Genomic DNA, 20,325 nt, shown 5'->3' with positions numbered 1-20,325 from the left:
CCCCACCCGCCCCCCCCCACCCCCCCCCGCGCCCCCCCGGGGGGGGGCCCCGCCCCCCCCCCCCCCCCCCGCCCCCCCCCCCCGGGGGGGGGCCCCCCCCCCGACGTCGTGCCCGCCTGCCTCCTAGCGGAAGTTCACGAACTGGAGGTCGACGTCCTCGTAGCCCTTGAGCAGGGCGATGGTGGACTGGAGGTCGTCGCGGGACTTCGAGGAGACACGGAGCTCGTCGCCCTGGATCTGGGCCTTGACGCTCTTGGGGGCCTCGTCGCGGATGAGCTTGGAGATCTTCTTCGCATGCTCCTGCGAGATGCCCTCCTTGATGGAGGCCTCGATGCGGTACTCCTTGCCCGAGGCGAACGGGTCGCCGGCCTCGAGCGACTTCAGCGAGATGCCGCGCTTGATGAGCTTGGACTCGAAGACGTCGAGGACCGCCTTGACGCGCTCCTCGGCGTTGGCCTTCATGAGGATCTTCTCGCCGCTGAAGTCGATCTCGGCGCCCACGCCCTTGAAGTCGTAGCGCTGGGCGATCTCCTTCTGCGCCTGGTTGAGGGCGTTGGCGACCTCCTGCTTGTCGACCTTGCTGACAACGTCGAACGTCGAATCTGCCATGGGTAACCTCCGGCTGGACGGGTCTGGATGCTGCCACCCAGCCTAGCCGCTTGGGCCCCCGCGGACCCGGGTAATATGCGGCCGGCGCCGCCGAACGCCCACAGTTCACTCACAGCCGAAGCCCAGTCGGATCGCAAGCGGAACTGCGAGCGTTGGTACCACTGAAGGCTCGCGAGGGAGGATCCATGGCGGAGAACGCGCCACGCTCCGACAACGGGGTTCCGGCGAAGGCGCCGGACGATGCAGCACCGAAGAAGTCGATCGCCGGCAGGGCCGCCGCAGCGGCCGGGGGAGTGGTCGCCGCCGCGACCCTCGCCGCCGGCATCGCGATGTCCCCGGCTCCCGCGGCCTCCGCACGGCTCGACGGCGTGCATGCGGACCTCGCGCGGGCCGTGGCACTGAGGCAGATCACCGACGAGCAGGCGGCGTTCTTCGAGGCCCAGGTGGCCCGCGCCATCGCCTCCGAGGAGGCGTCCCAGGCGGGCGACGGCGAGGGCGCACCCGCCGCCGGAACCGCCTGATCCCGGGGCACCCGGGACGATTCGACGCGTGGGCGAATGTTCTGTAAGGTTGTCTTGCTCGCACCGCGGAACACGGCTTGGCCGTTCGTTGCGCGGCGTGGCGTTCGGCAGATTACCCGAGCGGCCAAAGGGGGCTGACTGTAAATCAGCTGGCATTGCCTACGGGGGTTCGAATCCCTCATCTGCCACCGAACGAAGGGCCCGGCCTCATGAATGAGGGCGGGCCCTTCGGCTGTTTCCGGGCGCGGGCTCTCCTGTGTGTGGGCGGCGTCAGTTCTCGGCGGCCTGGTCCCCCGGCCGCAGCGCCGCCGAGGCGGGGACGCCGGAGGCCTCCTGCATGCCGCCGAGGACCGCGGTGACGGCTTCCTGCGAGGAGCGGCGCGGCTCCCAGCCCAGCGCCGAGCGGATCCGGGTGGTGTCCATGATCGGGACCTGGACGGCCATGTCGATCCAGCCCGGATCGGTGCGCTGGACCCGCAGCTTCCACGACAGCCACACGAGGGCGCGCAGCACGGCGGCGGGGAGCGGCACCGACTTCTTGGCACCCAGCACCGGGGGGAAGGTGGTCGGGTCGAGCACGGGCTCGGCGGCGACGTTGAACGCCCCCCGGGCCCGGGCCGTGAGCACCTTGGCGTAGGCGTCGGCCACGTCCTCGGCATGGACGGCCTGGAAGACCATCGTGGGCGGCATCGGGAGCACCGGGACCCGTGACCGCGCGATCTGCTGCGGGATGAACCGTCCCAGGAAGTAGCGCCCCACCTCGGACGCCTGCCTCGACTGGAAGATCAGGCCCGGCCGCAGCCGCGCCACGGTGATGTCCTGGTGGTCGGCCTCGAAGCGGTCCAGCAGCCGTTCCACCGCGGCCTTCTGCCGGCTGTAGTGGGAGGTGTGGAGGCCCCCGGTGGGCCAGGACTCGTCGACGCGCTCGTCCTTGGGCCCCGGGCTGTAGGCTCCCACCGAGGACGCGTAGACGAGGTGCTTCACTCCGGCCTCGGCCGCCGCCTCGAAGACCTGCCAGCTGCCCTCCACGTTGACCCGGTGGAGGTCGTCCTGGTGGTGGTTGGGCTGGATGATCCACGCGAGGTGCACCACGGCGTCGCACCCCCCGAAGGCGGTCCGCAGGGCCGGGACCGCGTCCGGCGATCCGATGTCGACCTGGTGCCACGAGGCGCTCCGGTAGGGCTCGGCGCCCGGGTCCGGAGCGCGCCGGGCGACGCCGACGAGCTCGTGCCCGCCCGCCGCGGCCAGCGTCCTCAGCAGCGCGGTCCCCACGTTCCCCGTGGCCCCGACGATGGCGATGCGCATGGTTGCTCCTAGCGTCATGGTGGTCGCTGTCCTGCTGCTCATTCCCGCTCGGCGCTCCGGGCAACCATCTCGAGCACGTCCGCGCCGCGCGTGCGCCCGTCGAGGGCGCGGGCGCGCTCGCCCATCCGGGCGGCCGCGCCGCGGTGCGGGCCGTCCGCGAGGAGCTCCTCCACTGCCGCCCGGATCCGCGCCGGCCGCGCCGACCGGGAGAGGCGGCGGCCGACGCCGGCCCGCTGGACCGCCGCGCCGATCCACGGCTGGTCGGTGGCCCGGTCCAGCGGCAGCACGAGCAGCGGGACGCCGTGGGCCAGCGCGGCCACCGCGGTGCCGTGGCCGCCGTGGCTGACCACGAGGGAGGCCTCCGGAAGGAGGTCGGTGTGCGGGCGCCAGCCGTGCACCTCGACGCCGGCGGGGATCCTCAGGGCCCCGGCGGCCAGCCCCGAGCCCAGGGTCGCCACGACCCGGGCGGGAAGGCCCTCCACGGCGTCGAGCACCCGCTGCCACGTGGGCACCAGGGCCGGGTACGGGGCGGTGCTCAGGGAGAGCACCACGGTCGGCACGGCGGGCCGCGCCGGGACCGCGCGGACCATGGGGCCGAGGTGCACGACGTCGCCGTGGCCCCGGTCGAGCTCGGGGATCGTCGGCGCCAGGACGGGCCTGCCGGCGTTGAGCAGGCGCAGGACCCGCAGCCCCCGCACGCGCAGCACGGCGTCGAGGGAGGGGAGCACCCGGCGGAGTACCCCGTCGAGGGTGTGCTCGAGGACCACGTACTCGCGCCCGGCCCGCCGCAGGGCGTCCATCACCCCGAACAGGGCCACATCCACCACGATGACGTCGGCCGGGTGGGCGGCGAGCTCCGCGAGGGTATCGCGCCGCATCGCGGGATCGGACGCGATCCGCACCATGTCCAGGGGAGTGGACCCGGAGGGGAACGTCCGGGTCGTGGAGAAAGAGGCGAAGCGGAGCCCGGGGGCGGCGAAATCCGGGGCCTGTGGGCCGTCGCCCAGCACGCTGACCGCGTGGCCGCGCAGCGCGAGCTCCTCGGCGAGGGCCACGGCCGGGACCTTGTTGCCGCCGCCGTCCCACGTCACGAACAGGAATCTGGCCACGGTCCCTTTCCGCGGGCCGGGGCCGGCCCTCACGCGCGCCATGCTACGGGGGAGGGCGGCCCGGGTCGAGCCGCGTGGCGGGCGACCTTGACTTTAGGGTGCCTAACTATTAGGGTACCTAAGTATGAACGAGGAGCTTGCCGCGCTGGCCGAGGCCTTCCGGGACGCCATCCGCTACGGCACCTACATGGCCCGGCGGCTCGACGAGCTCTCAGAGCTCTCCGCGGCCCAGCTGAGCGTCCTGAACATGGTCGCCGGCGAGGGCCTGCGGATGGGCGCCATCGCCAAGAACCTCGGCGTGCGCGTGCCCACGGCCACCGAGCAGGTGGCCCGGCTCGAGAAGGCCGGGCTCCTCGAGCGGTGCAGCGACCCGCGCGACGCGAGGGCCGTCGTCGTCCGCCGGACCCCCGAGGGCGACGCGACGGCGCAGCGCGCCAACACCCGCCGCACAGAGCGGATGGCCGCCGCCCTCGCAACGCTCAGCGACGGCGAGCGCGCCGCCCTCGCGGCCGCGCTGCCCGTGATGGACAAGATCAACCAGTACGTGATGAAGAACCAGGAGCTGCCTGCATGACCGCCGAGACCGGCGTCCAGCCCGAATCCCACTCCGACTCAGCGCCCGCGCCCCAGCACGGCCCGGCCCCGCACGAGACGCTCGAGGCCGAGAAGGCCTCCTTCTTCCGCCAGCCCAAGGCCGTCTGGGCCACGGCCGCGGCCTCCGTCTTCGCCTTCATGGGCATCGGCCTCGTGGACCCGATCCTGCCCGCGATCGCCCAGAACCTCGACGCGAGCCCCAGCCAGGTCTCGCTGCTGTTCACGAGCTACTTCCTCGTCACCGCGGTGATGATGCTCGTCACCGGCTGGGTGTCCTCCCGGATCGGCGGCAAGAAGACCCTCCTGATCGGCCTCGCGCTCATCGTGGTCTTCGCGAGCCTGTCGGGCACGAGCCAGAGCGTCGCCGAGCTCATCGGCTGGCGCGCCGGCTGGGGCCTCGGCAACTCCCTCTTCGTGGCGACAGCGCTCGCGGTGATCGTCGGGGTCGCCTCCGGCGGGACGTCCACGGCCATCATCCTCTACGAGGCGGCCCTCGGCCTGGGCCTCTCGCTCGGCCCGCTCGCCGGCGCGCTCCTGGGCGGCTGGCAGTGGCGCATGCCGTTCTTCGGCACCGCGACGCTCATGGCCATCGCCTTCATCGCGATCCTCGCGACCCTCCCGAAGACCCGGCCTTCGGCGAAGAAGACCCGGTTCCGCGATCCCCTCCTGGCCCTCGGCCACGCCGGGCTGCGCTCGGTGGCCGGCAGCGCGTTCTTCTACAACTTCGGCTTCTACACCGTGCTCGCCTTCGTGCCGTTCATCCTCGGCATGGGCGCCTACGGCATCGGGGCGGTGTTCTTCGGCTGGGGCGTGGCCCTCGCCCTCTGCTCGGTCTTCGTGGCCCCGCAGCTTCAGGCCCGTTTCGGCGACGTCAAGGTCCTCGCCGGCACCCTCGCCGGGCTCGCCCTGGTCCTGGTCGGCATGGCCGTCTCCGCGGCCGCCCACGCCGTCCCCGCCGTGGTGGTCCTGACGATCGTCGCCGGAGCGCTGCTCGGCATCAACAACACCGTCTACACCGAGCTCGCGATGGGCGTCTCCGACGCGCCGCGGCCCGTGGCGAGCGCCGGCTACAACTTCGTGCGCTGGATGGGCGGGGCCCTCGCCCCCTTCATCGCCACCTGGCTCGGCGAGACCTATGGCGCGCCGGTCCCGTTCTACGCCTCCGCCGTGGCGCTCATGGTCGCGATGGCGATCGCCCTCGGCGGCAGGAAGTACGTCCAGGCGCACGAGCCCGCGGCGGTTTGAGCCTCGGCCCACGGGGAAGGAGGCGGGGAGCGCGGACCCCTGGGAATGAAACCCCCACGGGTATCGTTGAGACTTCCATACCGACCCCGCAGGGGACCCGCACAGAGAGCAAGGAGCGCGGCATGGCAACGAAGAACGTCACCGGCGAAGACTTCGCCGAGGTCATCGAGAAGAACGACATCGTCCTGGTGGACTTCTGGGCGTCGTGGTGCGGCCCGTGCCGGCAGTTCGCCCCGACCTACGAGGCCGCGTCCGAGAAGCACCCGGACGTCGTCTTCGCCAAGGTGGACACCGAGGCCGAGCAGATGCTGGCCGCCCAGGCGAACATCACCTCGATCCCGACCCTCATGGCGTTCCGCGAGAAGGTCCTCGTCTTCTCGCAGCCCGGCGCCCTCCCGGCCTCTGCCCTCGAGCAGGTCATCACGGCGGTGAAGGACCTCGACATGGAGGACGTCCACAAGAAGGTCGCCGAGGCGCAGGCCCAGGGGCCGCAGAACTGACGCACCGCTCCGCCGGCGCGAGAACGGCGCCGCTCCCAGCAGCTGGGGGCGGCGCCGTTCCTGCGTCCCGGGAGGCTAGAGGCGCTCGATCTTCACCGGCTGGGCCAGGAGCGCACTCAGCGACTCGTTGAGGTCCTGCACCGCCACGCCCTTCGAGTGCCGGTCGAGGTCCTCCTCGGAGGCCCAGAGCTCGGAGAGGACGATCCGGTCCTCGGACTCGTCCGTGACCTCGTACTGGAGGCAGCCCGGTTCGCGCTGGACCTCCTCGATCGCGATGTCGAGGGCGAGCTTGACGCGGAAGAACTCGCCCTCGTTGGGGATGAAGGTCGCCTGCAGGCGCACGGGATCAGTCATGGTCGCCAGCCTACCGAGTTGGTAGCTTTCATCCATGCACAGCTCCTACACGGCAGGCGAGACGACGATGTCCCTGCTCGACGAGACCATCGGGGCGAACTTCGCCCGCACCGCGGGGCAGCACGCACAGCGGGAGGCCCTCGTGGAGGCAGCCGGTGACGGCCGCGCGGACGCGGCCCGCCGCTGGACCTACGCCGAGCTCGCTCACGACGTCGATGCCGCCGCCCGCGGGCTCCTCTCCGCGGGCGTGGCGAAGGGCGACCGGGTGGGCATCTGGAGCCCGAACTGCGCCGAATGGACCGTGGTCCAGTACGCGACGGCCGCCATCGGCGCCATCCTCGTCAACGTCAACCCGGCCTATCGGGCCCACGAGCTGCAGTTCGTGGTCCGGCAGAACGGCATGCGCATGCTCGTCGTCGCCCCCAGCGACCGGACGAGCGAGTACGTCGCGCTGGCCCGCGACGCGCTCGCCGAGTGCCCCGATCTGCGCGAGCTCGTGTTCCTGCCGGCGCCCCACGCCCCGGGCGAGGCCCCGTTCGAGCCCGGTGTGCCGGCGTCGGACGGCGAGACGACCTGGGCTGCGCTCGTGGCCCGCGCGGCCGAGGTGCCGGCGTCGGCGGTCGAGGAGCGGGCGGCGACACTGACGGCGGACGATCCCATCAACATCCAGTACACCTCCGGCACCACCGGCTTCCCCAAGGGCGCCACCCTCACGCACCGGAACATCCTCAACAACGGGTTCGCGATCGGCGAACTGCTCGGCTACACGCCGGAGGACCGGGTGGTCATCCCGGTCCCGTTCTACCACTGCTTCGGGATGGTGATCGGCAACCTCGCGGCGTACTCGCACGGGTGTGCCACGATCCTGCCGGGCCGGGGCTTCAAGCCCGACGCGGCCCTGCGGGCCGTCCAGGACTTCGGCGGCACCTCCCTCTACGGCGTCCCCACCATGTTCATCGCCGAGCTCGCGCTGGACGACTTCGCCTCGTACCGGCTCGGCACGCTGCGCACGGGCGTCATGGCCGGCTCGACGTGCCCGGTCGAGGTGATGGAGCGCGTCATCGCCGACATGCACATGGAGGGGGTGGCCATCTGCTACGGCATGACCGAGACGTCCCCGGTCTCCACCATGACCCGCGCCGGCGACTCGCTCGCCCAGCGCACCGGCACCGTGGGGCGGACCATGCCGAACCTCGAGAGCAAGGTCGTGGACCCGCTGACGGGCGAGACCGTGGAGCGCGGGGTGATCGGCGAGCTGTGCACCCGCGGCTACGCCGTCATGGCCGGCTACTGGGACCAGCCGGACAAGACGGCCGAGGCCATCGACGCGGACGGCTGGATGCACACGGGCGACCTCGCCCGCATGGACGAGGACGGCTACGTGATGATCGAGGGGCGGATCAAGGACATGGTGATCCGTGGGGGCGAGAACATCTACCCGCGCGAGATCGAGGAGTTCCTCTACCGGCACCCGGCCATCCAGGACGTCCAGGTCATCGGGGTGCCGGATGCGACCTACGGCGAGGAGCTCATGGCGTGCATCATCCTCCGGCCCGGCGCGCAGCCGCTCACCGCCGAGGACGTCGCGGAGTACTGCCGGGGCGAGCTGGCGCACTACAAGGTGCCGCGCTACGTGGACATCCGGGAGTCGTTCCCCATGACGGTCTCGGGGAAGGTCCGCAAGGTGCAGATGCGCGAGGAGGCGGTGGCCAGGCTGGGCCTCGGCGCCCGCTGAGCCCCCACAGCCCGGCGCGAGGTCGCCCCGTGGGCGCGCGAGGTCACCCGCGGGTAACTGACCTCGCGGGTGGGCAACTAGGCCGGCGGCGGCGGTGGGCCCGGCCGCTCGGCCGGTCCTGGGTGCCCTGGACCCGGGTGCGGGGGCGCCGGCGGCCCGGGGTGCGGCGGCCGGGGGCGGGGCGGCCCGGGGTGGTGCGGCGGGGTCCCAGTGTGAGGCGGTTCCGGACGGGGAGGGCGCGCGGCCGGACGCCGGTCTGGCGCGGGAGGCGCGGGATGGGGCGGCCCAGCTGCCTGGTCCGGGACGGGGGCGTCCGGCGGCCCGACCTCGCCGTCCTGCGGGGTGACCTCGGCGTCCGGCGGCCAGACCTCGGCGGTGGGGGACCCGGCCTCGGCGTCCTGTGGGGTGACCTCGGCGGTGCCGGAGTCCGCGGTGAGGCCGTAGTGCCCCCGGAGCTCGGCCGCCTGGTCCTCGCTCAGGCCGCCGCGGTCGGAGGCGACGCGCGGGGCGGACCGGATGGCGTCGGCGTCGAAGGCGACCCGGACCGCGGAACCGTCCACGCTCGCCCCGTCGAGGGGCACGAACCGCTGGGTGATCCCGAAGAAGCCGGCCCGGACGGACACGAAGGCCGGGGCGGCGCCGGAGGCGTCGAGGACGATCTGGTCGATGGAGCCGAGGTCTGTGCCGTCGGCGCCGATCAGCCGTCCGCCGGCCTCGAGCACTCCGTCAAGCTCTGCGCGGGTGACCATGCGCCGATCCTCTCACGCGCCCAGGCCCGGGTCACCCGAGTGCGGCGAGCAGCGCTGCCGGGACCACCATCAGCGGGACCAGCACCGCGCCGGCCGCCGCGTACCCCCACCACGAGATCCCCACGCCGAGACGCCGGAGCTGCTCGTGCCAGATGAGCGTGGCCAGGGACGCCCACGGCGCCACGAGCGGGCCGGCGTTGACCCCGACGAGCAGCGCGGCGAGCCTCGCCGGGCCCCCCGCAGCCTGCTCGAACGCGAGGTACGCGGGCAGGTTGTTGATCACGTTCGCTCCCACCGCGCCCACCGCGGCGACCCGCACGAGGCTGCCGGGCCCGTCGCCGGTGCCGAGCGCCGCGGCCGCGAGCTCGCGGGCGCCGACGTACTGGAGCGCCTCCATGACGAGGAACAGGCCGGCGGCGAAGACGAGCAGCTGCCACGGCACGAGCGCCCACTTCAGCACCCCGCGGCGTCGTGCGCCGAAGGCGACGAGCAGGACGAGGGCCGCCGCCGTGGACGGGATCCACACCGGCACTCCGGTCACGAGGGCCGGGAGGAGGAGGGCGAGGACGCCGGCGCCGAGGCCGAGCAGCACGGGGTCGGTCGCGGTCGCGGCGGTGCCGCCATCGCTCGGAGCGGACTGGACGCGGCCCAGCCGGACGCTGTTGTACCGCCCGGCGAGCTCGCGGCGGAACACGAGGGCCACCGCCGCGACCGGCACCGCCGCGCACCACAGAGCGGGCAGCGCCATCCGCGCAGCAAACTCGCCGGGGGACACGGATCCGAGCGCGTGCAGGGCCAGGAGGTTGGTGAGGTTCGAGACCGGCAGCAGCAGTGAGCCCGTGTTCGCCAGCCACACCGTGGTGAGCGCGAAGGGCAGCGGCGGCAGCCCGCACCGCCTGGCGAGGACCACGACGATCGGGGTCAGCAGCACCGCCGTGGTGTCGAGGGACAGGAACACCGTGGCGGCCAGGGACAGGCCGACCACGAGCAGCCACAGCACCCAGACGCGCCCGCGGCCCCAACGCCGGAAGTAGGAGGCCATCCACTCGAACAGCCCGGCGGCGTTGAGGAGCTCGGTCACCACCGTGATGGCGGCGACGAACGCGAGGATGGGACCCACGCGCTCGGCGAGGGCGCCGACCGCAGGCCAGGGGAGAATGCCCACGGCCGCAGCGGCGGCGCCGAGGACGAGCAGGAGGGCTCCGACGACGGCCAAGGGCATGGGCACAGTCTAGGGGGAGCCTCAGTGCCGGCGGTGATCCTGGATCGTGATCCTCGCCCCATAGCGCGGGGCCCGTACGCCCGAGAGGCCGAGGAGCCGCACAACCCGCTGCCGGTGGCCGCGCCACGGCTCGAGGAGGCGCAGCATGCCGGCGTCGTCGGTCCGGGCGCCGGTGAGGGCGTAGCCGACGAAGTGGGCGAGGTGGTAGTCGCCCACCGAGATCGAATCGGGGTCCGCGTGGGTGCGCTGCGTGACCTCCGCCGCGGTCCACACGCCGATGCCGGGGATGGTCTGCAGGGCCGCAGAGGCCTCGGCGGCCGTCCGGGCGGCGAGCCGCTCGAGCGCCGCGGCGGAGCGCAGCGCCCGCATGACGGTGTCGGAGCGCTGCGGCCCGACGCCCGCCCGGTGCCACTCCCAGGAGGGGACCCCGAGCCAGGCCCGTGCGTCCGGGGCGACCATGAGGCCGGCCGGCGCGATCCGCCCGGCACCGGGCGCGGGCGTGCCGTAGCGGCGCACGAGGTACCGGTAGGCGCGCCGCGCCTCGAGGGTCGTGACCTTCTGCTCGAGGATGGTGGGCACGAGCGCTTCCACGACGCGCCCCGTGGCCGGCAGCCTGAAGCCGGGATGGCGCCGCCTCGACTCCCGCACCAGGCGGGGGAGCCCGGCGAGGAAGGCCTCGTCGTCGAACGCCGACCAGTCGTCGTCCAGCCCCAGCATCGCGGGCGCCGAGGCAACGGCCGACGCCGCCCCCTCGCCCCACGCGCGCACCGTCACCGTTCCGGGGCGCCCGGCCGCGCGCCGGTGGACGGCGAGGAGGGCGGCGGGGCCCTCCGGGGTGGCGAAGGCTGCCCAGAGGCCGCCTGGATGCGGCGCGAAGCACGGGTCGCCGTCCCCCCGCTGGAGGGGGAACCAGGTCGCAGCCAGGGAGTAGTGCTCGGGGGCCTCCCAGACGCCCTCGGCGTCCGCGTGCCCGGGCCCGGCGCCGCCCGCGGCCGGGGCCGGAGCAGGTGCCGCGGCAGGCGCCGCGGTCCGAGGCGGTGGGGGAGCGAGAGTCACCGGAGCATCATGCCACGGGCCGCCGACAGAAGCCGGAGGGTGTGTCCTTCTGCCCTAGCCCGTGCGCGCCCGCGGGGCGACAATCCGACTGCCTGAGGCTTCCATTGAGAGCAGGCTTCCCACGAGCACGAAAGGACTGCAGCGCCATGGCCGGAGGAGTCGTCCATTTTGAGATCCCACTCGATGACGTGGAGCGGGGCCGCCGGTTCTTCGCCGAAGCGTTCGGATGGGAGATCAACCCGTTGCCGGAGATGGAGTACACCCTGGTGGGGACCACGCCCCTGGACGAGCAGGGCAGGCCGGCAGAGGCCGGTTCGATCAACGGCGGGATGTTCGCGCGCGGCGCCCAGGCGCCGTCGTCCGCGCCGGTGGTCACCATCGACGTCGAGGACATCGACGCGGCCCTGGCGAAGATCGAGTCCCTCGGCGGCTCCACGGTCCTCCCGCGCATGCCCGTAGGAGAGATGGGCTTCACCGCGTACTTCAAGGACACCGAGGGCAACGTCCTGGGGCTGTGGGAGACCCGCAGGGCGGAGGCCGGCTAGCGGTCCTGGCGGGCCGGGCGCGCGGCTCACCTGAAGTCGCGGCTGGAGGTCTTCGCCTTCAGGGGCAGGGCCTCGAGCCGGTCCGCGACCAGGTTGGTCACGCCCTCCTTCGAACGCTCCAGCATCCCGCGGATCACCATGGCGGGCGCGGCCTGGGCAACGCGCCGGTAGCGGGTCCAGACGCCGATGCTGCACACCACATTGAGGATCCCCGTCTCGTCCTCGACGTTCATGAACGTGATGCCCTGCGCTGTCTGCGGCCGCTGCCGGTGGGTCACGACGCCGGCCACTTCGATCCGGCCCCCCGGCGCGGCGGTGCGGAGCTGGTCGATGCGCAGCACCCCGCGCGCGTCGAGGCGGCCGCGGGCGTGGCGCAGCGGGTGGTCGTCGGTGGCGACGCCGGTGGCCCACAGGTCGTAGGCCACGGCGTCCTCCGCCGCCAGCTCGGGCAGGAGCGGCGGCTGGACGTAGGGCTGGGACCCGGGGAGCTGGCCCGGCCGCTCCAGGGCCGCGGCCCCCGACTGCCACAGGGCCTCGCGCCGGGTGAGGCCGAGCGAGTCCAGCGCCCCGGCCGAGGAGAGCGCCTCGAGCTGCTCCGCCGTGAGCCCGGTGCGCCGGGACAGCTCGGCCAGCTCCCGGAAGGGGCCCCCCGCCTCGCGCTCGGCGACGATCCTCTCGGCGAGGTCCCGGCCGATGCCGCGCACGCTCGAGAGCCCGAGCCTGACCGCGCGGCTCCCGTCCCGCCGGTGGGCGTGCCCCTCGTCGGGGGCCTGCGGGTCGAAGGGGCCGATCGGCGGCTGGACCCGCCCCAGGCACGCGTCCAGGCCCGGGCCTGCCGGGGGCTGGATCGTGGGTGCCGGCCCCGGGACGCCCGGTGGGCCGGCCGCCGCTGCCTCCCCGCCGCCGTCGTGCGTCCCATCCTGCGGCTCCAGGCACGCGTCGGCCCGCGAGCGGAGGATGTCCGGGCGGAGCACGGTGACGCCGTGCCGGCGCGCGTCCGCCACGAGGGTCTGGGGCGAGTAGAAGCCCATGGGCTGGGCCCGCAGGAGCGCGGCGAGGAAGGCGCCGGGGTAGTGCAGCTTGAGCCACGAGCTCGCGTACACGAGCACCGCGAAGCTGATGGAGTGGGACTCGGCGAAGCCGAAGTCGGCGAACGCCGCGATCTGGGTGTAGATCGCCTTCGACTCCTCGGGGGTCAGCCCGTTCGCGGCCATGCCGGCGAAGAGCTTCTCCTTCAGGCTCCCGATCTTCTCGACCCCCCGCTTGGAGCCCATGGCCCGGCGCAGCAGGTCGGCGTCCTCGGCCGTGCACCCGCCGATCGCCATGGCCATCTGCATGAGCTGCTCCTGGAACAGCGGCACCCCGAGGGTGCGCTCGAGCACCGGCTCCAGCAGCGGGTGCGGGTAGGCCACGGGCTCCTCGCCCGCGCGCCGGCGGATGTACGGGTGGACCGCCCCGCCCTGGATCGGCCCGGGCCGGATGAGGGCGATCTCCACCACGAGGTCGTAGAAGCATCGGGGCCGCAGCCGCGGGAGCGTGCTCATCTGTGCCCTCGACTCGACCTGGAACACGCCCACCGAGTCGGCGCGGCACAGCATGTCGTAGACGGCGGCCTCCTCCTTGGGGATGTCCTCGATCCGCCAGCGCACCCCGAAGTGCTCCTCGACCAAGTCGAAGCAGTACTGGAGCGCCGCGAGCATCCCGAGGCCGAGCAGGTCGAACTTGACCAGGCCCATCCACTCGCAGTCGTCCTTGTCCCACTGCAGGACCGTCCGGTTCTCCATGCGGGCGTGCTCGATCGGCACGACCTCGCCCACCGGCCGCTCCGTGAGCACCATGCCGCCGGAGTGGATGCCCAGGTGGCGCGGATAGCCGAGGAACTGCTCGGCGAGGGCCACGACGCGCGGCGGGATCCCGTCGGCGTCGTCGGAGCCGCCCGCGGAGAGCGCGTCCCACCGCTCGAGGCGCTTGGACCAGGCGTCCTGCTGGCCGGGGCCGTAGCCGAGGGCCTTGGCCGCGTCCCGCACGGCGTTCTTGGGCCGGTAGCTGATCACGTTGGCGACCTGGGCGGCGTTGGCGCGGCCGTACTTCGCGTAGACGTGCTGGATCACCTCCTCGCGCCGGTCCGAGTCGAAATCGACGTCGATGTCCGGCTCCTCCTCGCGCAGGCTCGAGAGGAACCGCTCGAACGGCAGCCGGTACGCGATGCTGTCCACCGCCGTGATCCCCAGCAGGTAGCACACGGCCGAGTTGGCCGCCGAGCCCCGGCCCTGGCAGAGGATGCCCCGGCTGCGGGCGAACTGGACGATCTCGTGCACGATCAGGAAGTAGCCCGGGAAGTCCTTCTTCTCGATCACCGCGAGCTCCTTCTCGAGGCGCTCGCGGACCTCCTCGGGTGGCACGGGCCCCCGCCAGCCGGGCCCCGGGGCGCCGTAGCGGTCCTCGAGACCGACCTCCACGAGGTCCCGCAGGTGGGACATCGGCGTGCTGCCCGCCGGGACCTCCTGCTTCGGCAGCCTCGGGCGCGCCGAGCGCAGGGGGAAGGCCAGCACGCCGGCGAGGTGCACGGTGTTCTCCACCGCCCCCGGGTAGCGCGCGAACCGGCGGCCCATCTCGGCCCCGCTGCGCAGGTGCGCGCCGTCGGTGGCGGGCAGCCAGCCGTCGAGCTCATCGAGGCTGCGCCGGGCCCGGACGGCGGCCAGCGCGGTCGCGAGCGGGTGCCTCGACGGCGCGGCGAAGTGCACTGCGTTCGTAGCCACGCACGGAAGCCCGGTCCGTGCGGCGATGGCGGCGAGGGCGTCGTTGTGGTCCGTGTCGAGCGGGCTGCCCTGGTCGTAGAGCTCCACGGCCACGCCGTCGCGGCCGAACAGGTCCACGAGCGCCCGGACGGCGCGTTCGGCGGCCGCCTCCCCGTGGCTGGCGAGCGCCCTGCGGACGGCGCCCTTGCGGCAGCCGGTGAGCACCACGCAGTGCCCGCGCAGGCGCTCGGCGAGGTCTTCGAGGACGAACACGGGCCTGCCCTTCTCGGCCTCCCGGGCCAGCTGCCCGGCGGTGATGGCGCCGGCCAGCCGGTGGTACCCCTCCTCGCCGCGGGCGAGGACGAGCAGGTGCTCTCCCTCCGGGTCGGGCCGGCCGTTCTGCGGGGCGGACAGGCCCAGCGAGAGCTCGGCGCCGAACACGGTGGCCAGCCCGTAGGCCTCGGCGGCCTCGGCGAGGCGCACCGCACCGTAGAAGCCGTCGTGGTCCGTGATGGCCAGGGCAGACAGGCCCAGCCGCACAGCCTCCTCGACGAGCTCCTCCGGCGATGACGCGCCGTCGAGGAAGCTGTAGTGCGAGTGGACGTGCAGCTCCGCGTAGGGAACGGCGGGAACGGCGGACGACGGCGCGCGGCCGCCGGTGCGCGCACCCGCGCCTTCCGCCTCGGTACCGTCCCCCGGGCTGACGCCGCCGGTCCCGCCCCCGGCCCCGCCCCCCGCCCCGTCCCCGGCGCCGGGGGAGAGCGCCGGGAGGGGGATGTAGGGTCCGCGCTTCCGGGACCAGGCCGGGCTGTCCCCGCCGTCGTGCTCGACGGGGGCCCGGCCGGCCCCGGTGCGTCCGCGGAGCTCGTCCGCGGAGACCTCCTTGCCGTCGAGGATGTCGTGGAGCTGCCGCCAGGGGATCGGCGGGTTGGTCCACCCCATCGGTTCCTCCCTCAGTTCTCAGTCGTACCGGTTTTCAGTCGTACCGGGCCTCTGCCCACCACCGGCCGTCCTCGCCCAGCAGCAGCCAGGCCTCTCCCTCGCTGTCGAGGATCTGGAAGCGCTCCGCCCGCCGGCTCCCTTCGGCGTCCCACCACCTCTCGCGCAGCGGCCAGGGCCCCGCCCAGCTGCGCACAACGCGCCGGGCCGCGCCCGGGTCCGGTGAGAACCAGGCCGGCGCGGACGCGAGGTGCCCGCGGCCGTCCACCTCGAGGGGGCGCGAGTCGTCCCCGAACAGCGCGACGGGCAGGGGGTCGGCGAACACCGTGGCGGGCAGGGGCGGCGGGACGGCCCCGGGCCAGGGCCGGGAGGCCAGGTCCGAGGTCCCGGGCGGGGCCTCCTCGCCCCAGGGCACGAGCAGGCAGCGCTCTGCGAGGAGCCGACCGCCGGCGGCGGCCGCCTGCAGCACCGACCCGTGCCCCAGCATCGTCTGGAGGCGGTGCAGGCCGTGGTCGAGCCGCTCGTCCACGCCGCCGAACAGCGTCTGGGTGCGCCGTCCGAGGAGGTCCACCCGCTCCGGGGCCAGGCGGACCTGGACCACCGGGGCCGCCAGCGCCTCGCCGGTGGAGAGCCACGGCTGCCGGCCCCGATGCCGGGCCGTCCCCTCGGGGCCGCCGGACTGCAGCTGCCAGCGGACCCGGTCCACCGCGTCGCCCGGCCCGAACTGGTGCGGGTGCCCCCACGAGCGCTCGGAGCGGCCCCCGGCGTCGTCGGTGATCTGCACCCGCAGCTGCGTGCAGGCGAGCCCTGCGCGCACCAGCCCTGCGACGAGGTCCTCGGCGACCGGACGGAGGGCGAACGCGATCTGGTCGATGCGCTCGAGCCCGGGCTCGAAGTCCACCGAGCGGTCGAGCGGTTCCGGCGGGACCCGGGGCACCACGGGCCGGGGGTCCCGGCCCCGGGCCCGGGCATGGGCGGCGAGGCCCTCGGCGCCGAACCGGGAGCGGACCTCCGCGGCGGGCAGCGCGGCGAAGTCCTCCAGGGTGCGCAGGCCCAGCCGCATCAGCAGGGAGGCGATCCTCGCATCGCCGAGGGCCGCAACGGGCAGGGGCGCGAGGAACCGGGCCGAGGCTCCCGGCTCCACGATCCGCAGGGGGGAGAGCTCCTGGCTGCCCCGCGCCGCCTGCTCGGCGGCGAAGACCGAGTCCGCGATCCCGGCCCGGGCCTCGAGTCCCAGCCGGGCGACCGCCTCGAGGGCAGCGCCCCCGGCCCCGTGCTCGCTGCCGTAGTAGCGGGCCGCCCCCGGCGCCCTGAGGGCGCACAGGCCCGGGCGGAGCACCTGGACGCCCGGGACGGCGGTCTCGAGGGCCCGCACCACGGGCTCGAACTCCCGCGCCGAGCGCTCCGGGTCCGCGGGGACCTTGACCAGCTCGGGGCAGCGGGCCTGCGCCTCCCGCACCCGCAGGCCCCGCGCCACGCCGGCGGCCCGCGCCGGAGCGGAGCACACGGCCACGAGGCCCTTCTCGATCACTGCCGCGGCGGCGTGGTCCGGCACCTCCCCGGCCAGGTGCGCGGCCACGAGGGGCCAGTCCGGGAACCACAGCACGAGCGCCCGCGGCGGCTGCGCGGAGCCCGCCGCCGGGCTCACGGCCGGCTCCCGGCTGCCCGGCGCGGGCCGCGGGCCGGCAGGGCCACGGTCTCGGGCGAGGCGAGGTCGACGGTCGCTGTGCGGAGGCGTCCGCGGTGGTTCGCCCGGAGCTCCACGAGGTGGCGCGCCAGATGCCCGTGGCCCCGGCCGAGGCCCTCCCAGCTCGATCCCGCCAGGCTCAGCGAGGCCTCGCTCTGGGGCCACGGGCCCAGCACCAGCAGGACGCCGGACCGCTCGCGCAGCCGCGAGGCGAGCCGGGAGGCCTCGCCGGGCCGCGCCGGCGTGGGCGGCCGGACCAGGACCAGCGGCAGCACGTCGACGAGGGCGCCGACCGTGGCGAGCCAGTCGGCCCCCGGGTCCGGCACGAGCACGAGGCGGTCGAGGGCGATGCCGAACCCGGCGGCCGCCTCCGCGCCGAAATCCGGGATCCCGGCCACCCCGCACCACTGCCCCTCGGCGGACGAGGCGGCCAGCAGGGCCATGGCCACGGAGAGGCGGGTGTCGAGGGAGTAGGCGGCCCCGCCGCGCAGCCCCCCGGGGAACAGGGGCGTCAGGCAGGGGAGGACGGGATGCGAGCCCTGGCGGTTCCGCCGGCCCTGCAGGGTGTGGATGCGCTCCTGGAGCTCGCGCAGCTGCCCCGCGGCGGCCGCCGCGGAATCGGAGCTGAGGGCGAGGGACATGCTCCAATTCTCGAAAACATGTTCGAAGAAGTCAATCGGGGAAGGAGTGCTGTTCGAAACTCCGCCCCGTGCGTGAACCCCGGAGTCGGCCGCCTCTGCGCGTCCGGGCCCAGAGGCTACAGTGGGGGTCGTGAAGTATGCCAAGTCCGTCGTCGAACTCATCGGGCACACGCCCCTCGTCCAGCTGAACAAGGTCACCGAAGGCATCAAGGCGACGGTCCTGGTCAAACTCGAGTACCTCAACCCCGGCGGCTCCATCAAGGACCGCATCGCGCTGAAGATGATCGAGCAGGCGGAGGCGGACGGCAAGCTCGGCCCCGGTGGCACCATCGTTGAGCCCACGAGCGGCAACACCGGCGTGGGCCTCGCGCTGGTGGGCCAGCAGAAGGGCTACCGGTGCATCTTCGTGGTCCCCGACAAGGTCGGCGAGGAGAAGCGCGCGGTGCTCGCGGCCTACGGGGCCGAGGTCGTCGTCACCCCGACCGCCGTCCCGCCGGACTCCCCGCAGTCGTACTACGGCGTCTCCGACCGCCTCGTCAGCGAGATCCCCGGCGCGTTCAAGCCGGACCAGTTCTCCAACCCGGGCGCCCCGGCCAGCCACTACGAGACCACCGGACCGGAGATCTGGGCGGACACGGACGGCAGGATCACGCACGTGGTCATCGGCGCCGGCACCGGCGGCACCATCACCGGCACCGGCCGGTACCTCAAGGAGGCCTCCAAGGACCGGCCCGCCTCCGAGGGCGGCCAGGTCAAGGTCATCGGCGCCGACCCCGAGGGCTCCGTCTACTCCGGCGGCACCGGCCGGCCGTACTTCGTCGAGGGCGTCGGCGAGGACATGTGGCCCGGGAACTATGACAAGTCCGTCCCGGACGAGGTCCTGGCCGTCACCGACGCCGAGTCCTTCGCCATGACGCGCCGGCTCGCCCGCGAGGAGGGCCTCCTCGTCGGCGGCTCCTCCGGCATGGCCGTGGCCGCCGCCCTCCGGGTGGCGAAGGACCTGCCCGAGGACGCGGTCGTCGTCGTGGTCCTGCCCGACTCCGGGCGCGGCTACCTCGCCAAGATCTTCAACGACGACTGGATGCGCTCCTACGGCTTCCTCCCGGGCCAGGACGAGAAGACGGTCGGCGACCTGCTCAAGGGCAAGGACGGCCGCCTCCCGGATCTCGTCCACACCCACCCCAACGAGACGGTCCGCGACGTCATCGACATCATGACCGAGTACGGGGTCAGCCACCTGCCCGTGCTCTCGACCGAGCCCCCCGTGGTGATGGGGGAGGTCCTCGGCGCCGTGGACGAGCGCTCCCTGTCCGCGAGCCTGTTCCGCGGGGACGCGAAGCTCACCGACAAGATCTCCGAGCACATGGGCCCGCGCCTGCCCGTCATCGGCTCCCTCGAGGGCCAGGCGGAGCTGCGGAAGATGCTCAGCGAGGACGACGCCGTCATGGTCACCTTCGTCGGTGCGCCCGTCGGCATCCTCACCCGCCACGACCTCCTGGCCAACCTCAACAAGTAAGGGAGACCCCCATGCCTGAGCAGGGCGAGAAGACCACCGGATTCAACACGCGGGCCGTCCACGCCGGCCAGGAGTTCGAGCCGCGGACGGGCGCCGTCGTCCCCCCGCTGCACTTCTCCTCCACCTACGCCCAGGACGGCATCGGCGGCCTCCGCTCCGGCTACGAGTACGGCCGCGGCGGCAACCCGACGCGGGACGCGCTCCAAGAGCAGCTCGCCGCGCTCGAGGGCGGCTCCCACGCCTACTCGTTCGGCTCGGGGCTGGCCGCCGAGGACGCCCTCATCCGCGCCCTGTGCTCGCCCGGGGACCGGATCGTGCTCGGCAACGACGCCTACGGCGGCACCTACCGCCTCATCTCCCGCGTCCTCGCCCCGTGGGGCATCGGGAACCAGCCCGTGGACATGTCCGACCTCGACGGCGTGCGCGCCGCGGTCGCCGAGGGCGGGGCCCGCCTCGTGTGGGTCGAGACCCCCTCGAACCCGATGATGAAGATCACCGACATCGCGGCCCTCGCCGAGCTCGCGCACGACGCCGGGGCCCTCCTCGTCGTGGACAACACCTTCGCGTCCCCGTACCTGCAGAACCCCCTCGCGCTCGGCGCGGACGTGGTGGTCCACTCGACCACCAAGTACATCGGCGGCCACTCGGACGTGGTGGGCGGCGCCGTCGTCGTCAACGACGGCGAGCTCGCGGAGAAGATCGGCTTCGTCCAGTTCGCGGTCGGCGCCGTCTCCGGCCCCATGGACGCCTTCCTCACCACGCGCGGCCTCAAGACGCTCGGCGTGCGCATGGAGCGCCACTCCGACAACGCGCAGAAGATCGCCGAGTGGCTCGTGGGCCGCCCCGGCGTCGACCAGGTGCTCTACCCCGGGCTGCCCGAGCACCCGGGCCACGAGCTCGCGGCGAAGCAGATGCGCCGTTTCGGCGGCATGGTCTCGGTGCAGTTCGTGGGCGGAGAGGCCGCGGCCCGCACGGTCGCCGAGTCCACGCGCCTGTTCACCCTCGCCGAGAGCCTCGGCGGCATCGAGTCGCTCATGAACTACCCGTCCGAGATGACCCACGCGTCCGTGAAGGGCACCGAGCTGGCCGTCCCGGTCAACCTGCTGCGCCTCTCGGTGGGCATCGAGGACGTCGATGACCTCATCGCCGACCTCGACGCGGCCATCTCCCGGCTCTGACCCGCCGCGCGGGCGCGCCCCGCCCGTCCACCGGCCCTGGCCGTCCCCGCCACCCGCCCCCATCCTTCCGACACTCCCAAGG

The 20,325-nt window shown here is 73.8% G+C and carries 18 protein-coding genes and 1 tRNA gene; 9 read left to right on the top strand and 10 right to left on the bottom strand.

The genetic code is table 11. The features are described from left to right. Positions 1 to 123: 123 nt before the first annotated feature. Positions 124 to 609, bottom strand: a complete 486-nt coding sequence (locus J2W20_RS03795) for a YajQ family cyclic di-GMP-binding protein (protein ID WP_307004670.1) — start codon at positions 607 to 609, stop codon at positions 124 to 126. A gap of 185 nt (positions 610 to 794) precedes the next feature. On the opposite strand from J2W20_RS03795, the gene J2W20_RS03790 reads away from it, so the two are divergent. After that, the gene (locus J2W20_RS03790; RefSeq protein WP_307004668.1) at positions 795 to 1,130 is read left to right on the top strand and encodes a hypothetical protein; all 336 of its coding nucleotides are present in this window, start codon (positions 795 to 797) and stop codon (positions 1,128 to 1,130) included. Positions 1,131 to 1,236: 106 nt separating this feature from the next. After that, positions 1,237 to 1,318, top strand: a tRNA-Tyr gene (locus tag J2W20_RS03785). An 82-nt stretch (positions 1,319 to 1,400) separates the two neighbouring features. Here the strand turns inward: J2W20_RS03785 and J2W20_RS03780 are convergent. Further along, positions 1,401 to 2,435: an NAD-dependent epimerase/dehydratase family protein gene (locus tag J2W20_RS03780; RefSeq protein WP_307004665.1), complete on the bottom strand. Its 1,035-nt coding sequence runs from the start codon at positions 2,433 to 2,435 to the stop codon at positions 1,401 to 1,403. Positions 2,436 to 2,473: 38 nt separating this feature from the next. Then, complete coding sequence (locus tag J2W20_RS03775) at positions 2,474 to 3,544, bottom strand: glycosyltransferase (RefSeq protein WP_307004663.1); 1,071 nt, start codon at positions 3,542 to 3,544, stop codon at positions 2,474 to 2,476. 124 nt (positions 3,545 to 3,668) lie between these two features. Between J2W20_RS03775 and J2W20_RS03770 the strand changes: the two genes are divergently transcribed. From J2W20_RS03770 to trxA, 3 genes are all read left to right on the top strand, one after another. Next, a complete protein-coding gene (locus J2W20_RS03770; protein WP_307004661.1) occupies positions 3,669 to 4,118 on the top strand; it encodes a MarR family winged helix-turn-helix transcriptional regulator in 450 nt (149 codons plus the stop codon). Continuing rightward, entirely contained in the window at positions 4,115 to 5,383 is a 1,269-nt protein-coding gene (locus J2W20_RS03765) for an MFS transporter (protein ID WP_307004659.1), read from the top strand. Before J2W20_RS03770 ends, J2W20_RS03765 begins: the two co-directional genes overlap by 4 nt. Before the next feature lie 122 nt (positions 5,384 to 5,505). Beyond that, positions 5,506 to 5,883 (top strand): thioredoxin, encoded by a 378-nt coding sequence (gene trxA / locus J2W20_RS03760; RefSeq protein WP_066499745.1) that lies wholly within the window; start codon positions 5,506 to 5,508, stop codon positions 5,881 to 5,883. A 75-nt stretch (positions 5,884 to 5,958) separates the two neighbouring features. Here trxA and J2W20_RS03755 read toward each other — a convergent pair whose 3' ends face one another. Beyond that, on the bottom strand, positions 5,959 to 6,237 hold the full coding sequence (locus J2W20_RS03755) for a putative quinol monooxygenase (protein ID WP_307004656.1): 279 nt from the start codon (positions 6,235 to 6,237) through the stop codon (positions 5,959 to 5,961). A gap of 34 nt (positions 6,238 to 6,271) precedes the next feature. On the opposite strand from J2W20_RS03755, the gene J2W20_RS03750 reads away from it, so the two are divergent. After that, positions 6,272 to 7,972, top strand: coding sequence for an AMP-binding protein (locus J2W20_RS03750; RefSeq protein WP_307004654.1), 1,701 nt, complete (start codon positions 6,272 to 6,274; stop codon positions 7,970 to 7,972). Positions 7,973 to 8,049: 77 nt separating this feature from the next. Here the strand turns inward: J2W20_RS03750 and J2W20_RS03745 are convergent, their stop codons facing one another. From J2W20_RS03745 to J2W20_RS03735, 3 genes are read right to left on the bottom strand one after another with little or no spacing between them, the layout of a single operon-like run. Further along, positions 8,050 to 8,721: a hypothetical protein gene (locus J2W20_RS03745; RefSeq protein WP_307004652.1), complete on the bottom strand. Its 672-nt coding sequence runs from the start codon at positions 8,719 to 8,721 to the stop codon at positions 8,050 to 8,052. A 31-nt stretch (positions 8,722 to 8,752) separates the two neighbouring features. Beyond that, positions 8,753 to 9,943: an SLC13 family permease gene (locus J2W20_RS03740; protein ID WP_307004651.1), complete on the bottom strand. Its 1,191-nt coding sequence runs from the start codon at positions 9,941 to 9,943 to the stop codon at positions 8,753 to 8,755. A 21-nt stretch (positions 9,944 to 9,964) separates the two neighbouring features. After that, positions 9,965 to 10,999 (bottom strand): DNA-3-methyladenine glycosylase family protein, encoded by a 1,035-nt coding sequence (locus tag J2W20_RS03735; protein WP_307004649.1) that lies wholly within the window; start codon positions 10,997 to 10,999, stop codon positions 9,965 to 9,967. Positions 11,000 to 11,145: 146 nt separating this feature from the next. Here J2W20_RS03735 and J2W20_RS03730 point away from each other — a divergent pair, with 146 nt between their 5' ends. Further along, positions 11,146 to 11,544 carry a VOC family protein gene (locus tag J2W20_RS03730; RefSeq protein WP_307004647.1) on the top strand — a complete coding sequence of 133 codons (399 nt, stop codon included), beginning with the start codon at positions 11,146 to 11,148 and terminating at the stop codon, positions 11,542 to 11,544. A gap of 26 nt (positions 11,545 to 11,570) precedes the next feature. Here J2W20_RS03730 and J2W20_RS03725 read toward each other — a convergent pair whose 3' ends face one another. From J2W20_RS03725 to J2W20_RS03715, 3 genes are read right to left on the bottom strand one after another with little or no spacing between them, the layout of a single operon-like run. Further along, positions 11,571 to 15,224: an error-prone DNA polymerase gene (locus tag J2W20_RS03725; RefSeq protein WP_307004645.1), complete on the bottom strand. Its 3,654-nt coding sequence runs from the start codon at positions 15,222 to 15,224 to the stop codon at positions 11,571 to 11,573. Between the two features lie 34 nt (positions 15,225 to 15,258). Continuing rightward, positions 15,259 to 16,869: a DNA polymerase Y family protein gene (locus tag J2W20_RS03720; protein WP_307004643.1), complete on the bottom strand. Its 1,611-nt coding sequence runs from the start codon at positions 16,867 to 16,869 to the stop codon at positions 15,259 to 15,261. Further along, entirely contained in the window at positions 16,866 to 17,549 is a 684-nt protein-coding gene (locus J2W20_RS03715) for a hypothetical protein (RefSeq protein WP_307004641.1), read from the bottom strand. The genes J2W20_RS03720 and J2W20_RS03715 overlap by 4 nt, the downstream gene beginning before the upstream one ends. Before the next feature lie 130 nt (positions 17,550 to 17,679). Here J2W20_RS03715 and J2W20_RS03710 point away from each other — a divergent pair, with 130 nt between their 5' ends. After that, on the top strand, positions 17,680 to 19,065 hold the full coding sequence (locus J2W20_RS03710; protein ID WP_307004640.1) for a cystathionine beta-synthase: 1,386 nt from the start codon (positions 17,680 to 17,682) through the stop codon (positions 19,063 to 19,065). An 11-nt stretch (positions 19,066 to 19,076) separates the two neighbouring features. After that, positions 19,077 to 20,243 carry a cystathionine gamma-synthase gene (locus J2W20_RS03705; RefSeq protein ID WP_307004638.1) on the top strand — a complete coding sequence of 389 codons (1,167 nt, stop codon included), beginning with the start codon at positions 19,077 to 19,079 and terminating at the stop codon, positions 20,241 to 20,243. The last annotated feature ends 82 nt before the right edge of the window (positions 20,244 to 20,325 follow it).

The organism is Sinomonas atrocyanea (assembly GCF_030812675.1).
In the GTDB taxonomy this organism is placed as follows: Bacteria; Actinomycetota; Actinomycetes; order Actinomycetales; family Micrococcaceae; genus Sinomonas; species Sinomonas atrocyanea_B.
Note: the sequence above shows the minus strand (reverse complement) of the source record. Positions and strands in the feature narration are given on the sequence as shown.